This is a genomic window from Sphingobacterium sp. BIGb0116 (assembly GCF_024808035.1).
Classification (GTDB): Bacteria; Bacteroidota; Bacteroidia; order Sphingobacteriales; family Sphingobacteriaceae; genus Sphingobacterium; species Sphingobacterium paramultivorum.
In genome coordinates this window covers 115,690-132,032 of the sequence record NZ_JANUDT010000003.1, presented here as the reverse complement: position 1 = coordinate 132,032, position 16,343 = coordinate 115,690, and the positions used below count along the sequence as shown (strand labels likewise).

The window sequence follows — 16,343 nt, the reverse complement described above, 5'->3', positions numbered from 1 at the left end:
TAAATAAACAATTCATAGCATATCTTGGAAAAAATAAGTAGGACAAAAAAAGTAAAAATAAAATAACCTCAGAGCGTATGACCTCTGAGGTTATTTCCTATTGTACTAAGCAAAAGTTTAAAAACAGGTTTCTCTATTTCACATAACTCCAGCTGAAATCTTTCCCATGGACATCCACTTCGAGATGCCCAGGCGCAGTCCCCTCAAAAGCTCCATGCCACCAATTGCCCGATACTGCTCCTGCTGTAATAAACTGTACCCCTTTCACTTTAATCTCTTCATACAAATGCATATGCCCCTGCAGGACCAGCTTTAGGCTGTGGTCTTTAAAAAGATCAAACACCTGCTTTTGGTTTGTAAAAGTATCTGCAGCTGTATAACGCCCCTCCAAAACCGGATAATAAACCGATAAAAAAGGGACATGGGAGATAATCACCAAAGGCTGATCTTTGCCTGTTTTTTCGACAAGATCTTTTAGCCAAGCCAGCTGCTTGTCACCAATAACATAGTGGTTATCTTTGGTTTCCACACTATTCAACACGATAAACCTCCAGCCTTTATGGTCAAAACTGTAATAGGTCTGACCAAATGCCTTTTCAAAGAGCGCAAAGTCATTAGTGCCGTCGCGCAAATCGCGCGGCAAACGATCGTGATTGCCTATAGCCATGTGGTAAGGCTTTTTAGTGCGGTCAAAAAGTCCCTTCAACGACTTGATTCGTTGCTCGCCAGCCGATAGATCAGCCGATTTCAAATTGTCAATATCCACATTATCGCCACCGCTTAGCAGCAGTTCCACCTGAGGTAACAGCGATTTTAACCGTAGCTCCACTTGCCCCAGTGTAGAATCGCTATGCACATGCAGATCGGTTAAAAATGCAAACTTAAATTCCTGTGCACTGATCCTCCCAAGGCTACATAATGTGAGGAACAGAAAACATAAAGCCCTTGTCATTGAATTTTTCATTACCATCCAAATATTTGTTTAAGATTATCATTTAAAAGTATTTCCCCTTGCGGTATGGGGCGATAGTAGAATTTAGGCACCTCAAAGGTTCCTGTATTTTCGATCGTTTCGACTGTACCATTATTCCCTTCCGATAGGAATACGCCTACATCCTGCCCAAAACGGCCAACACGATAATACTGCAATTCTCTCCCCAGACTGTTTTTCTCTTTCACCGCCGGAATAGACGATGAGGAAGCTAACAGTACGATATCCGGAATACCATCGCCGGTCATATCATGCTGCCCCAATCCGGAGAAGTAAATGCCCTCACGTTTGTTCTTCAACAATTCACCTACATTCCAACGCATCAGATCCGTGAAACGGAATCCCTCAAAAGCCAGCTCAACACGACGCTCGCGTCTGATCTCCAGCACGAGATTACGCTGGTTGCTTTCGACATTGGAGTAACGTGTCGCCATAACGGGATCGATACCTACGCCTACAACCATATCCGGCATACCCGCACGTCTACGCAACAAATTAATACTACGATCAAGATCGGCTTGCGTCAGCTGTCCCAGCTCTGCCTTTGCTTCGGCAAAATTCAATAAAACCTCCGCATAACGATATAAAGGAATATCGAGATTATTGCGCGCTTCCAGACTGAGCGTATTCTGAAATCCTTTAATCTGATGGTAGCCCGAGAAATTTTTGGCCAATTGCTGCACATACAGTCCCGCCCCTTGCGCATAGGTATGCGAATAAATCAACTGCCATCCCGGATAAGCATACGTTTGTGCCAGACGTGGATCGCGGTTTTCGAACTCTTTGACGAAGGTGTTTTTTTCATAACCTGGCTGGGCCGCATAAAATGAACCATCTTTCATCAGGTAGGCCTGCACAAGATCACGCAAAGGATAGTACTCATAATTACCAAACATACCCGGCCATGAATCCGCATTGAGTACATTGTTGGCATAAAAGCGTCCAAGTACGATCTCTTTGTTGTTTTCAAGATTTTCACTAAAAAATAAAGTGCCGTAGTCCTGATTGGGCTTACCGGTATTGTATATACTGAAACCACCCTCGCGCATCTGCTGATCACTCAACGCTTGTGCTTTGTTCAAAAATTCAGTCGCCGTGGTTTTCAATTCCAGTTCGTTGTGGTATTTCCGGTAAGTTCCTTCATACAGGGCAAAGCGGCCATATTCCTGCAGCACCACCCACTTGTTGACAGTACCCAATTTTATTCGGGGCTGTACGTTTTGTGCAGCAAACTCAAAATCTTCCATGATTTTCTGCACAACTGTCGCACGCGGATCGCGCTTGGCAAAAAGATAATCGGTATCCCCAACTTCCAAGGCCTTATCTACCCACGGCACATCTGAGAAACGCTGCACTTTCTCTACGTAAAACCGAGCGCGAAAATAACGGCCTAGCCCCTCATAATGTGCCTTTTCACTCTCACTGATCTTAGCCTTGCCCATATGCTGTAGAAAGAAATTTATTTTGCGGAGCTGATCCCAGTTCCAGCCTCCTGAGATCGTCGCCGCAGAGGCATTACCGGCCATAATGGTTTTGATCTCCGTATTGCCTGTTGTACTTGCATTGTCTGTAGTAGCATCCGATTGATAGATCCCTATTCCTGAAAAATTGTACAATCCATTGATATACAACTCCAGGTCGGTCGCTGTATTGAAGAAATTTTCGTTATTGATCGCAGTCTCTGGAACACGATCCAAGTAGTTGTCGTTACAGCTTCCAAGCAGAGAAAGACCTGAACATACAACGGCTAATTTTATATATTTATTTATCATGATAAGCAATTAAAAGGTGACTTGAATACCTGCAGAAAAACTTCTTTGAAATGGATAAGTAAGCCCATTACCTACACGGTCCGAACCTGCAGTTGGATTGGTATACGTATTTTCGTTCAGTGTCTCCGGATCAAAATAGCGCTTCACAGCAGACCATTCGATGATATTTTCACCACTTAGATAAACACGTAGGTTACTGATCTTGGCGCGTGAAGTAATAGATTTGGGTAAGGTATACCCTATCGTTAGGTTTTTCAGACGTAGATAGGCCGCATTCAGCAAATAATTGGTCTGTGGAATGGCCAGTCCTTGGGCCTGATCAATCCGGGTACCCAAGTTACGGTCGGCAAGCCATGACTGTAAGATCGGATAAGCCGCATTAAGGTTTTGATCGGCCAGTCCCAAATTCAAATAAGCTTGCGAATGTTTCGCACGGTCAATGTCCGAATCACTTCCCGGACGGTAGAAATCAAGCAAGTGCCCATAAAAGTTACCATAAGGCTGTTGGTATGTCCCCCAATACAGGTAGTCCAACGGATAATAATCGCGTTTACCAATGCCTTGAAAAAATGCCCTAAGATCGAAACCTTTCCAATCTGCAGACAGGTCTATACCAAATTGATAACGTGGCGTGGAGTTACCAATGATCTTGAGGTCTTTGGTATCGCCAAGTGTATATCCTTTTTCAATCTTACCATTACCATCCTGATCCACATAGGTAGGCCATCCCGGTACAATCGACAAAGCGCCCCAGGGAATGATCGAAGTCTGGTCCAGCTTGGCAATCTCTGCCTCGTCTTTGAAAAGTCCGTTGCTTTGCAAACCCCAGATCTCCCCCATTTGCATCCCTTCATAATATTGCAGAATGCTTTTATTGGCGTTGTCAAAACGTGTAATTTTGGACTGTGAGTCCGACAGCAATAATTTGGCATTGAAGCGTAATGGTGCGTTAGCCAACTCGAAACGATCCTGAAAATTGACAGTCAATTCCCATCCATTGGTCTTTAGATCGGCAGCATTCTCAAGTGGCTCACTTGCGCCCAAAATATTGGGAAGATCTCTGCCCAGTGTCAACATCCCCAAGGTACGTCTTGAGTAATAATCAAAACTTGCCGAAAGTTTATTTTTGAGTACCGCAACATCCAAACCAAAATTTACGGTATTGACCTTCTCCCAGGTATAATTGGGAGAAACCAAAGGTGGAACACCAATATAGATTCCCCGTTCACTTCCGAACAAGTAATCGGCATCCTTTTTTTCCATCGAAGGAAGATAGCCGTAGTTCGACACAGACTGATTACCCAATTGACCGTAAGATACCCTCAGCTTCAATAAATCCAGTCCAGCGACAGACGACATAAACTTTTCACGGTCTATACGCCAGGCAGCTGAGCCCGAAGGGAAAAAGCCAAAACGCTTACTTTTCGGAAATCGGGACGAGCCATCATATCGACCATTGAATTCAACAATATATTTATCATCATAAGTATAGTTCAACCGATAAAATGCACCACGTAAGGCATAAGTATCAATGGCTTCACCCATTTTCATTGTTCCTGTTGCAAACTGAATGGTTGGAAAGGATTCTGAAATAAGTCCGGCGCGTTCTGCAGTGATCACTTCATACCGATAATCCTCCTGGTTAAAGCCCAACACCGCATTGACCTGATGTTTATTAAAAGATTGCAAATAAGTACCGTAAATATTATAAACGTTGTAATAGGAAAAACCAGCTTCACGATAAGCCCCTGTTGTCCCCTCTTTACGGACATCGTCCGGACCATAACCGATCTCGTATTGCTTAGTATACCAATTGCGGTTCAACGAATTACGTTGGAAAGTATAATCTGCATTTACTTTGAATTTATTACCAAAAAAGCGGAGCTCAGTATTGAAGGTAGATTGTACATCCAGACGTTTACGATCACTTTTACCGCCATCAACCATTTGTGCGGCAATGATACCTGCGGAAGAATTGGCCCATGTTCCATCCGGGTTCTTATCAAAAGAAGTTGGAAAAATATTGTAGATATCGGGCAAACTCATCTGAGAAGGCGTAAGCCTACGTGTACTTCCGATCACTGTATTGTTACCAAAGGAAATAAAATCAGAAAGCCTATAGTTTACTTTAGAACGCAGGTTATAGCGGTCAAAATAATCCTCTGCTAGCTTAACAGGCGAATTTTGTCGGTTGTAGCTACCACTGATATAGTATTGTACTTTTTCATTTGAGCCCGAGATTGACAGGTCGTGCGTATTGGTTGCATTCCAGTCGGATAAGAAATAACGTGTCCAGTCCCTGTTACCCATATATTCCCAGACCTTGGAATCTGAAGGATTGATACGCACACCGGCAATGGAAGGGTTGTCAGATCGCTCTTTTGCATATTGATAAAACTGGTCCGAATAGTTGACATTATCCCAGGGTGTATTATCGGTTGACGTTTCCAATAGTCTCGAAAACACATACGGATCCGTTATTTTATCGGGCATTACTGTAGGGGTATTCCATGTAAAGTTATTCGAATAGCTCACTTTCACATCGCCTTTCCCTGTTTTTGTCGTAATGATCAGAACCCCAAAGGAGGCACGGGCCCCGTAGATCGCCGCAGCCGACGCATCTTTAATCACCGTAAATGATTCAATATCCTGTGGCGCAATCCGAATTAATTCGGCTGCCGAAATAGGAACATTATCTACCAAAATTAATGGATCGCCGCCATTGATCGATGTAATTCCACGGATATTGATTTTAGGTTCCGCTCCCGGTGCTCCGGAGTTGAACTGTATATTCAAGTTGGGTGAAATCCCTTGAAGCCCCTGCGCAGCATTGGAAATAGGGCGGCTTTCGAGCACATCGCCACTAATCTGATCTACAGCACCCGAGAGGTTGGTCTTTTTCTGTGTACCGTAGCCCACAACGACCACCTCGTCCATTTGATTTGAAGCTGCGTCTGTGAGTTGAAAGACCACGCTCGATCTTTTACCGGAGGTAACAATATACTTGCACTCCTCTTTTGGCAGTAGTCCTGTATAAGTCACCAAAATACAATAGTTGCTATCCACCGGCAAATTATTGAACATGGCTTTCCCCTGCTGATCGGCCTGACCGGATCGTTTCAGGTTGCTATTCTTGTTTTTTATGGTCACCGTTGCATTGGCCAAACCTTTTGACTTCGCATCCTGCACGATGACAACAAGTTCCCCGCTTTGTTGGGCAAAACCCTTTTGGCCAAAAGCAATTGCTAGTAGCAGTAATAAAGCCCCCTTGGCTGGCCTTTTACCTGTTGAAAATTGTTGCATAGTTTTCATTAATAATTGAGCATAGTTTTCCCAGGCCTCCCTAAAAAGGGAGGCTCAATAGTGTTTTTTTATGGATTTTTATTGACTGTTTTTTACGATCGTATAGGTATTTGTTTCGGTATTAAACTTGAGTTCGAGCTCATTTGCAATACAGATCGTTTGCAGAATTTGCGCGACCTCATTTTCTGTTGTATATGTACCATAGAATGATAGTCCTGACACATCATCCGGAGAAAAGAGAATCGTTGTGCGGTAGAAAGACGCCAAGGCAGGAAGCACTTCCGCCAAAGGCTTGTGGTGAAATTCCAATGTCGTTGGTACGATCTCTTCCACTGGCTTTTCCAGTTTCAAAACAGGTTCTTTTCTTGGTTGTACAACTTTTTCCGCCCAAGTTTGCCCTGGAGTCAAATAGGCAAGGAGCTTTTCTTCCCCATTTTCGCCACGCTCCTTAATGGAAACCCTTCCTGTGATCAGGCGCACACTAGGCTTCCTATTTTTGGCCTCCTGCACAACCCAAAAAGAAGTTCCTAAAGCCGTTGTCAGGATATTGCTCGATAGAACTGTAAATGGGCGCGATTTATTGTGTGACACCTCAAAAAAAGCCTTTCCTTGCAATTGAATCGCGCGCTGCTTTTCTGGAAAGGGTTGCATCAAGGAGATTGAAGAATTTGCCAAAAGACGGACTTTACTGCCATCTTCCAATACAATCGTGCTATCCTGTACAACAGCATAGGTTATCATTTTGTACTTATCGACCGTTTTTTCGACCTTAACGGACTGCTTGTGTTTGGCATCCCCGCTACTATTCCGGTCGAGTAGATACCATCCAAATGAAAAACAAAAAAGAACAACTGCGGCAACCTTACCCCATAACAGCCAAGGTGGATGTGCAATTTTAGTAGGTGTTTCGGTGGCTAGCAAACGGAGGTCTATCTTTTCTTTCATCCGCGTTTGAACCCCTTCCATATCAGCTTTGTACCCTTCTAAAACATCAAGTTCCTGCAACCAACGCATTAAATGTGCCCGTTCGCCATCCTTTATCTGTCCTGATGAATACTTTTGGATCAATTCTTCCAATTCCCTTTTTCTGTCTTGCATACACCCTATAGTTGCTCTAATTGGGCGATCGTACCATCGTAAAAGCGTTAAGTTTATGTAAAGTTTATTTTAAAAAATTTAATCAAGAACACCTTGGGTAAGGATTAAAAGAAGAGTAGAAAAGATAAGGACACGAAGACTGTCGGATTCAGCTGTTGCCGTTGCATGTGCTGGCGCACAAGATTCAACGCTTTACTTAATTGGTTTTTTACAGTTTGAAGCGATATGCCAAGTTGTTCCGCAATTTCATGATTACTGAGACTGCGTTGGTATTTCAAATTAAAAACAACGCGCATACGGTCGGGCATTTCTACTACAGACTGTTCAATCGCAATCAGTACGTCTGTGTAATTCTCTTCATAGTCCACGATAGGAAAAATATCATGCAGTCCATCTTGTACCATTAAGCTATACTGTTCAATATGTTTTTCATGCACACCTTTCTTTCTGAAATACTGGAATAACTTATGGTATAGGGCCGAAATAAGATAGGCTCGCAATCCGCTATGAATATTGATCATGGCCCTTCTTTGCCACAGGTCTACAAATAGATCCTGAACAAGATCCATGGCCACATCCACATCACCTAACTTCTTAACTGCAATACGGAAAAGTGTGCTCCAATGATGCTCATAAATCTCATCAAAAGCACTATAATCTGCATTTACCAGACGTTCTAATAGGATAGCGTCTATCGTTTTCACAAGCATACTCTCTAGATCAATAATTCTTCGTCAGCTGTAAAGATCAAGCTTTAATACAACTACAATATTAAGGACAGGTAAAGAATACATTAACAACAAAAGCCTGTTATTTATGCATCTCCCCGACTCGGAAAGCTCCACCGAGCTATTATATAGCTCATTAAAGTGAATATATTACATATAATGTTTAAAAATGACGGTTCGTGTAGGAACCAGGCCATCGCTTCGATATAACGTGAATGTGCAAAAAGTAAAGACTCAATAAATGCAGTTTAATGTACATTTATTGAGTCTTTACTTATAAATTAACAGTTAAACAACCTATTGAGCCGATCAGAACATATAAAAGATACTTAACTGCGCCACGCTATTCTTAAAATCAGATTTTAGTGTCGTAGAATTAAACTTACCTACATCCATAAAACCCTGGTAGTATCTCGCTCCCAGGCCCAAACCTTTAGCTGGACCTTTCGTAAATTCATAGCCCAAACCTGCAACAGCGCCCGCATCAATTTTATCCGCAAAATCTACAAAGCCTGTGTCTTTCGCGTCTTTCATCAATAGATTGGCCTGCGCCCCAACTTCCGCATAAAGACCGATAGCCGATCGATATTTTACGAGGATCGGAACGGACATATAGGATAACCTCAGGTCCTTATGCGTTCCGAATACATTGTCTGTGATTTTTGCACCCTGCGTTGAATACAAAAATTCCTCTTGAACAGACCACTTGTCTGTAAGCTTAAAATTGACAAGAAGTCCCCCGTTGAATCCTGCGAGTCCTTCGGTATCGAAGTTCGCACCTGTAAAGTTACTGTAGTTTCCCCCAGCCTTTAAACCAAAAGAAAGCCTTTGAAAAATTCCGCCCAAACCTTGAGCAAAGGATATCTGTGCCATTGCCAAGACCAATCCAATTAATAATAGTTTTTTCATCACGAATAATTTCATTTAAAATTTATGTGACAAATGTAGATGCATTTAAAGAGGCTGGAAAGCTCTATAAGAAGGCTAAATTGTCCAAAAAGTCGTTTTTTCAATATAAAACAATACATTTGAATAACAATACTTGACTATTATGGAAATGACGTTGCCATTTACGCACAATAAAAACTTGAAACAGCATAACCATCATGAGGATTTCATTTTATTGGAGACACCCACGATTGAACGACTTAATTTTCCGGTGAAATTGGATGTCACCATAAGTATTATTTGCTTTGAAGGTCATTTGAAAGGGCATTCAAATATGCGCTACTTTGAAACGGGTGCCCCCTCTCTTATTGTACTCCTCGCGGGGCATACTGTAACCATAGAAAATGTGAGTGCCGATTTTTCTGCACTTTTTATAGTCATGTCAAAGACATTTACCTCAAGTCTTAATATCGAAGAGCATCTACCCGTTTTTCTTTCTTTGCATAATCAACCTTTTATTGCATTAAAAGATGCAGAACTAACGAGTTTGGCTGAGTATTTTAAAACAGTACAAAAAGTGCTGGAAACAGATAATCCTTATACTACAAAGATTCTTCAACACCTAACAAAAGCCTATTTTTACGGGTTTGGTTACAATGCCCATAACATCGAACGTCATACACAACAGAAAAAAAAGCCCCGATTGGAAGAACTGGTTGAAAACTTCCTAAATCAGGTACAGGACAATTTCAAACAAGAGCGGGGCATAGAATTCTACGCAGATAAGCTATGTGTAACTCCAAAGTACTTATCCAAGGTGATCAAAGAACACAATGGTCTGTCTGCCAAGCAATGGATTGATGACTATGTTGTGTGGGAAGCTAAAGCGCTGTTGAAGTCTACACATATGACTATACAGCAGATCAGTAATGAGCTTAACTTCCCTTCACAATCTTTTTTCGGCAGATACTTTAAGCGATCAGTCGGATTGTCTCCGCTCGCGTATAGAAAAATGTAGAAATTTTCCGAGGTAGTAAGCACACTTGTGCAAACCCATCAAAAATTGGCTAAAAGGAATGCGACAGACTCAAATTGAGACGAGTTCCATTGCCTTTCACATAATTCATATTATTTGACTGCCATTGCGAGATCACCGTGTAATAATCCTTATTGAATATGTTTTCGATTCCCAGGCGTATTAGCGATCGTGTGTTGATCTGATATTTACTGGAGAAATTGAAGGTTGTGAATGATCGGATAGGTCCTGTTCCATAGCTGTACAATCCATTAACAGGTTCAAAACGATTTCGGCCCGAAGTAGCGATCATTTGCGTTGTAAGCGACCATTGTTTCATTGGATTTACGGTAATAGAGCCCGTTATCTTAGGCGGATTGATGCGATCCCCACCAAGATATACACGACTTCCGTCCGTTAATTCTCTTTTCCCTTCAGTATATGAATAGCTCGCACCAAAATCGAGGATCGGATGTACGCGATAGTTTGCAGACAGCTCAAAACCGTAAATTTTCTCCGGAGAACGCGCAATCTGCGGATTTCCATCAACGAAAACATAAGATGCCCCCAATGTCGAAGTACTGTAGTACGTTGCCGCTTCATAGGAGAATCGCCCAATATCACCTGAAAATCCGAACTCATAATTATTGGCTTTAACAGCCTTAATGGACGTACTACTGACTGTATTTTCCTTTGCTGCACGCAATACAAGTCCCAGATCGGCGACACTGAAACTTTGAGAAAAACTCACAAATGGTTTAAAGAACTGTATTTTGGTGTAACGCAGTCCTGCATTGAGCATCAATGCCGTAAAGTTCAGGTCCCCACCATTGACTGCTACTCCACCGCCTACGTAATTTCCATTGACCGAATTTAAAATTCCTATCGTTGTAAAGTTCGGCACCTCAATATGTACATTTTCCAATCGGCTACCGGCTTTCAAGATAAGATCTTTGCCGATGTTTGTCTTCAACTGAAAGTAAGGGGCTAGATTACGCATATCCATATTCGGGATAACCGTGCGCCCATCTGTAAGCGTTGTGTTGGTTTTATCGGACAATAAATCCAAGCCGTAGGTAATTTCACTGGATACCACATCAGACCACTTAAAAGGACTATTGAAATTTAGGCGTAAACCTAGCTTTTTACTCCTGGTACCGGGCTGACCGTCTCCTTCAAAAAAATTGCTATAGTTGATCAAGGTCTCATAATCCTGAAAATAAATATTCGCATCGAAATCTGTTCGCCCAATTAATTCCTGTGCAGTGTATTTTAAACTGGCATTATGGTTATATGGCGTACCTTCCGGCTCTCCCGGTCTTTTCCCCAGGATACCCGTTGTCGGCGAATTAAAATCGCCATATTTCCCAGCTTTGGCAATGTAATCAGTATACTGTGTGCTTTTAAAGAAGTTGTACATCAGTTCCAGACGATTTTTAGCATCGATACGATAACCTATCTTGGCAAAAGCATTCCAATTTTTAAGATCATTCATGCCATATTCGGGCGACAATACCACACCGTCAGCGTCCTTGTAAAGACCCGTTTGTTCGTACCTTCCGCTTACGACATAATCCCAATGCCCCTGACTTCCGTTAAAAAGCTGGCTAACATTAAATCCTCCCGTTTGCCCCGGTTTCACCAAAGAAAAATTACTACCTATTTCGGTGGTCCCACCAAACCTTCGGTCTACATTTGCATGTTTAGTGATATAATTGATGAGTCCACCATCGGCACCATTACCGTAGATGGCCGTTGCGCCTTTGATTACCTCAACCCGCTCGATTACACTTGGATCCAGCGAACGGATATCACGGGCTCCATCTCTCAGCGGTGTAGATTGGGGAATGCCGTCAATCATAATAAGCACGCGTCTACCCCGAAGTGTCTGTCCCAAATTTTGCGTACGATTGGTCGAAAAACCAAGCCCAGGTACGGTATTCGCCAAGATATCACTTAGATTATTGCTGATACTGCGTTGTGATTCCAGTTGCTTTTGCGAAAGCACTGTTACCGAAGACGGTACCTCATCCAAGGATTCAATACGCCTGGAAGCAGATACAATCACCTCATTGATCCGGTTATTCGACCGAAGTACAGGTGCAATATCGAGGCTATCATTGGGTTGAATAGTGAATATTGTATCGAGCATCTGATAACCGATTGCAGTAAACTGAAACCGGTGTGTTCCCGCAGATAATGACGAAGAAAACTTACCGAATGAATCGGTCTGCAGTTTTTTTGTAAGATCTATTTTCACCGTTACATGTGAAATTGCTTCTCCCTCCGAAGTACGGACAGTTCCCGACAGATGACCGTCCTGCGCATACAAGGTAGTTGTCGATAATAGGATCAGTGCTAGCGAAGAAATTATTTTATTGTTATTTGAAGGAAGGCTATTCTTGCTATCGGTTAGATCGAATGAAATAGATTTTCGGTTGTTTTTCATGATGCACAAATATATTATTATTTATAACAATTCTAAATAATTAATATAAAAGTTCTGCCACTATTTTACCGAAGCCAAATACTTCTTTTAAATCGTTATCAAGTCCCCATTTTGTCTCCCGTTATATTCAACAGGAGACAACGATACTTCCTCAAAAAAAGCTATTTATAGCTGCATAAGCCATTCTAAATAGCAATCCATATGCCTTATAAATATAACAAGACGGCCAAAATCTACCGAGTAACATTCATTTACGTTTCAATAAACAAAGCCGTCTGAGTTCGCTCAAACGGCTTTGTGCTGCACGATATTCAGCATGGAGAAAAAAGTCAACATAGCGCGGATTTCTTCTACCAGTCGATAGTCTTCTTCATCAGTTAGGAATTATTTCGGATATGCACATCGCGCTGCGGAAATGGAATTTCAATCCCGGCCTTATCCAAAGCTTCCTTACAGTCAATGATCAGCTGTTCCTGCATGGTCCAAAAGTTTTCATTGGAGGTTGTGACGCGTACAGAAAGATTGATCGCACTGTCGCCAAGTTCCGTCACCACCACCTGTGGCGCAGGCTCTTTAAAGGCAAATTCATTGTTTCTAACGATGTTGAGGAGTATTTCTTTTGCCTGTTTCAGATCAGCATCGTAGGCAACGCCAATGTCAAACCATGTGCGGCGTGTTCCAAGTTTTGTATAATTGGTGATGCTACTATTTGACAACACCCCATTTGGAACAACCACCTGCTGATTTTGCGGTGTATTTAACTTGGTATTGAAGATATCAATTTCTGTCACCGTACCCGCGATATTTGTAGTGGAGGTTATGTAATCGCCCACGCGGAAAGGCTTGAGGAGTAAAATCAGTATACCGCCGGCAAAATTGGACAAGGATCCCTGCAGCGCCAGACCTATGGCCAGACCTGCTGCACCAATAATGGCTACAAATGCAGAGGTCTGCACCCCCAATTGTGTAACGACAACGATAAATAATAAAATATTTAAAATCCAACTGATGAGATTGCTTAAAAATCGCTGCAAGGAGACATCCATTTGTCGCCGCTCAAATGCCTTGTCTATCATCCGTTTGATTAAGCGGATAATCCAGGATCCGATCAGATAAATAAGTAAAGCAGAAATTACGGCAGTAATAATACGGGGCGCCCAGGCAATGGCAGAGGAAATAAAATTATTCCAATGTTGCTGGACATCGTTCAATTCTAAATTGTTCATAGCACTATTTATTTATTAAAAATGTAAGGGTTAGAAACAAAAAGGACATTATGTTGCTTTTATTCTAATTTAAAGCACATTAAATTACATTTTCTCTAATTTAAACAACTGAACAGTAGAATTGTTCGTAGGAAAATCAAACAATAGGCTACTTTTCAATCCAATTTCGACAAACTCCGATTTTTTTCATTAAATTGAATCAAATAGAGGCAAACAGAGCACCTTGTTGACGTTGCATGCCTGTTTCACAAGCTACAATCATCAGTTGATAAACCTTTAAAACGAAATATAAGATGGTAAAATTAATCAACGTTTGGATTTCAGTATTCATTCTGCTCGTTTTTATCCAATGCTTAGGAATTCAAAATGAGCCGTCCGAAAACTTCGACTGGTTATTGGGAAAATGGCAACGTACCAACGAAACCAAAGATAAACGGACTTTTGAATATTGGCAGAAAATAAAAGACGCTGAATATGCCGGTTTTGCTTTTACCCTACAAAACCTGGATACCATCCATCAGGAAAAAATGCAATTATTAAAATCCGACGGCAACTGGAATTTATTGGTTAAAACACCCGATGAGAAAGATTTTATCGCCTTTGAGATGACCATGCTAAAAGACGGTCTATTTGAGTGTAATAATGACTCGCTACCCTTTCCTAAAAAGATCACCTACTGGCGTGAAGGTGAAAAGCTGAAGGCTAATGTCGCTGGCGACAGTCTCCAGATTCCCTTCGAGTTTACCAAGATTTCAAAATAACAGGAAAGCCTCCCTTTTCATGAACAAAGCCGCCTAGAACTATCCAGACGGCTTTGCATTGTGTTGAACACAGTTGTGGATAGAAAATAATCCGATATCATTTTACTCCATCAGGAAGCTAGCGCCGCTGCTTTCATCTTTTTTCGAACGACCAAAGCGGCAATCCAAACGAGGAGTAATAGGCCCAAAATAGCACCACTTTTCCCATTTATAGCCGGAAAAAAATTGTTAAGCGAATGAAATGCACTAACTGCAATCAGCGAGCCAGTTGTATCAGCGACTTTACCTATTCCCCAACTTCCCAATATCAAAACCCCAAAAAAGAAGAATTGTACAGGTGTGAAATCAAAATTCAGATGCCATAAAAACCATAACAAAGACAGTAAGAATATGTTGTAAAGTGGCTTCAATGCTTTAAATTCTTGGTAGAGAAAGCCACGCCAGCCGATTTCCTCCAGTAGACCATAGATGAGTACCGAGGAAACAGCTAAATAGGGAATTTTACCTTGTGTCAAATACGATACAGTACTTATTAGAACGACAGGGAATACCCAATAGAGGATAATTGGCAAAATCATACTTTTGTAGTTTCCCCTGAGTGACAGCGCAGGTTTTATTTTGAAAACCAAAAACACAAAGACTGCTCCTAAAGCCGGTCCAGCGCCTGTAAGAATAGATTTTAAATAGGGATTTTCAAGCGTGCTTAGTAATTCCGTTTTATTGGTTAAATACCGGCACACTATCGCGATGATATAATAAATGACGACTGCCCAATAATTGACTTTTCTTTTCATAATGTTGATATAGCTTTTTTGCAATGCCCAAAAATAGCTGCATTAAAACCAAAAACACTTGACTAAAGTTAAGAAATCTTTTTCCGTATCCTGCTGAGGCTCTCAGGTGCAATACCCAAATAAGATGCGATAATTTTCAACGGTGTCCGCTGAAAAATCTTCGGCCGCTCTTTTAATAATTTAAGATATCTTTCAGTAGGTGATAATGTCAGTAGATTGATTTGTTCGGACTGCTTTGCCGTAAACATGATATCCGAAATCGCTTTGCCAATAAGCAGCGATCGGTCCGATTTTGCGTAAAGTCCCTGAAGATTCTGATAGCTTACTGACCAGAGTTCAGTGTCTTCTATGCATTCGGTTTTGATGACCGTTGGTTTCTGTGACACAAAAGAAAGGTAATCGCTGAAAATCTGGTTTTCATAATACAGATTGATACATATATCTTTATGCTGATAGGGTACAAAATGACCTACAGAACCCGAAACCAGTATATTAATAAACCGCTCCGTCCGATCATAATCTTTAACAACTTCATTTTTAGTAAAAGTACGGCATTCCACAACTTTTGAAAATTCAACCCAAAATTTAATATCAACAGGGTAATAGGCATCAAATATCTCCTTGATGTTTTCGGGATTAGGAGTTTTCATATCGCTTTGCTTTTATAATAAGCCGTATCGCTCATCCGCTTGATGATTCTTTTTCCCATTTCTGTTTGGTAAAGAAAAGAAACCCCACCGCTGACACCATACAGATCTATCGTATTGAGTACTTCCACATGCAAGCCCAGCCACATAACATTAAAGATACTTAAACTATCTCCGTGCGAGACAACGACAATGTTTTCTTCGGTACTACCTAATATCGTTTCATAAAAGGGTATCATTCTTTGCCATACATCAAATCTGGATTCAGCATCACTAAAACATTTGTCATAGATCGATATTTCTTCCTGCTCAATATTATCCTTAAGCCATTGAACAGATTGCCCCACCGCTCTTCCCAAATACCGCTCCTTCAGTGCTGTAGTTATTTGGGGAGCTATATTAAACTGCTTTCCTATAATTTCTGCGGTTTGCTTTGTTCTGCTAAGCGGTGATGCATACAGTGAAAAGCTCGTATCCGGAAATTCCGACTTTAAGTTGGTAGCAATATTTTCTGCATGCTGCATGCCTGTCTCTGTTAATTCCCAGTCGCTCCATGAACCGATCATGCCATTTTTATGATGCATGGATTCGGTATGTTGCACAGTAATGATGTTTTTCTTTTGAAACATAAACACAAAAGTAGCCATTAAAAAAAATGGCGGCAATTAAAT

The 16,343-nt window shown here is 41.4% G+C and carries 13 protein-coding genes; 2 read left to right on the top strand and 11 right to left on the bottom strand.

From position 1 onward, the window contains the following. Positions 1-133: 133 nt before the first annotated feature. The 6 genes from M2419_RS09395 to M2419_RS09370 all read right to left on the bottom strand — a co-directional run bounded on the left by M2419_RS09395 (position 134) and on the right by M2419_RS09370 (position 8,801). Complete coding sequence (locus M2419_RS09395; protein ID WP_259254866.1) at positions 134-964, bottom strand: metallophosphoesterase; 831 nt, start codon at positions 962-964, stop codon at positions 134-136. Next, positions 964-2,763, bottom strand: coding sequence for a RagB/SusD family nutrient uptake outer membrane protein (locus M2419_RS09390; RefSeq protein WP_259254865.1), 1,800 nt, complete (start codon positions 2,761-2,763; stop codon positions 964-966). Before M2419_RS09390 ends, M2419_RS09395 begins: the two co-directional genes overlap by 1 nt. 9 nt (positions 2,764-2,772) lie before the next feature. Next, positions 2,773-6,066, bottom strand: coding sequence for a SusC/RagA family TonB-linked outer membrane protein (locus M2419_RS09385; RefSeq protein ID WP_259254864.1), 3,294 nt, complete (start codon positions 6,064-6,066; stop codon positions 2,773-2,775). A 78-nt stretch (positions 6,067-6,144) separates the two neighbouring features. Then, complete coding sequence (locus M2419_RS09380) at positions 6,145-7,164, bottom strand: FecR family protein (protein ID WP_259254863.1); 1,020 nt, start codon at positions 7,162-7,164, stop codon at positions 6,145-6,147. A gap of 104 nt (positions 7,165-7,268) precedes the next feature. After that, the gene (locus M2419_RS09375) at positions 7,269-7,868 is read right to left on the bottom strand and encodes an RNA polymerase sigma factor (protein ID WP_159726989.1); all 600 of its coding nucleotides are present in this window, start codon (positions 7,866-7,868) and stop codon (positions 7,269-7,271) included. 333 nt (positions 7,869-8,201) lie between these two features. Next, on the bottom strand, positions 8,202-8,801 hold the full coding sequence (locus M2419_RS09370) for a porin family protein (protein WP_259254862.1): 600 nt from the start codon (positions 8,799-8,801) through the stop codon (positions 8,202-8,204). 142 nt (positions 8,802-8,943) lie between these two features. On the opposite strand from M2419_RS09370, the gene M2419_RS09365 reads away from it, so the two are divergent. Further along, the gene (locus tag M2419_RS09365) at positions 8,944-9,798 is read left to right on the top strand and encodes a helix-turn-helix domain-containing protein (RefSeq protein ID WP_259254861.1); all 855 of its coding nucleotides are present in this window, start codon (positions 8,944-8,946) and stop codon (positions 9,796-9,798) included. Positions 9,799-9,847: 49 nt separating this feature from the next. Here M2419_RS09365 and M2419_RS09360 read toward each other — a convergent pair whose 3' ends face one another. Then, entirely contained in the window at positions 9,848-12,244 is a 2,397-nt protein-coding gene (locus M2419_RS09360; protein ID WP_259254860.1) for a TonB-dependent receptor, read from the bottom strand. 377 nt (positions 12,245-12,621) lie between these two features. After that, positions 12,622-13,470 carry a mechanosensitive ion channel family protein gene (locus tag M2419_RS09355; RefSeq protein WP_075992398.1) on the bottom strand — a complete coding sequence of 283 codons (849 nt, stop codon included), beginning with the start codon at positions 13,468-13,470 and terminating at the stop codon, positions 12,622-12,624. A gap of 293 nt (positions 13,471-13,763) precedes the next feature. Between M2419_RS09355 and M2419_RS09350 the strand changes: the two genes are divergently transcribed. Next, the gene (locus tag M2419_RS09350) at positions 13,764-14,231 is read left to right on the top strand and encodes a hypothetical protein (RefSeq protein WP_216640352.1); all 468 of its coding nucleotides are present in this window, start codon (positions 13,764-13,766) and stop codon (positions 14,229-14,231) included. A gap of 110 nt (positions 14,232-14,341) precedes the next feature. On the opposite strand, the gene M2419_RS09345 is transcribed toward M2419_RS09350, so the two are convergent. The 3 genes from M2419_RS09345 to M2419_RS09335 all read right to left on the bottom strand — a co-directional run bounded on the left by M2419_RS09345 (position 14,342) and on the right by M2419_RS09335 (position 16,301). After that, entirely contained in the window at positions 14,342-15,025 is a 684-nt protein-coding gene (locus M2419_RS09345) for a type II CAAX prenyl endopeptidase Rce1 family protein (RefSeq protein WP_259254859.1), read from the bottom strand. Between the two features lie 68 nt (positions 15,026-15,093). Further along, positions 15,094-15,675, bottom strand: a complete 582-nt coding sequence (locus M2419_RS09340; protein WP_075992396.1) for a Crp/Fnr family transcriptional regulator — start codon at positions 15,673-15,675, stop codon at positions 15,094-15,096. Then, positions 15,672-16,301, bottom strand: a complete 630-nt coding sequence (locus tag M2419_RS09335) for a histidine phosphatase family protein (protein WP_259254858.1) — start codon at positions 16,299-16,301, stop codon at positions 15,672-15,674. The genes M2419_RS09340 and M2419_RS09335 overlap by 4 nt, the downstream gene beginning before the upstream one ends. Positions 16,302-16,343 lie beyond the last annotated feature (42 nt).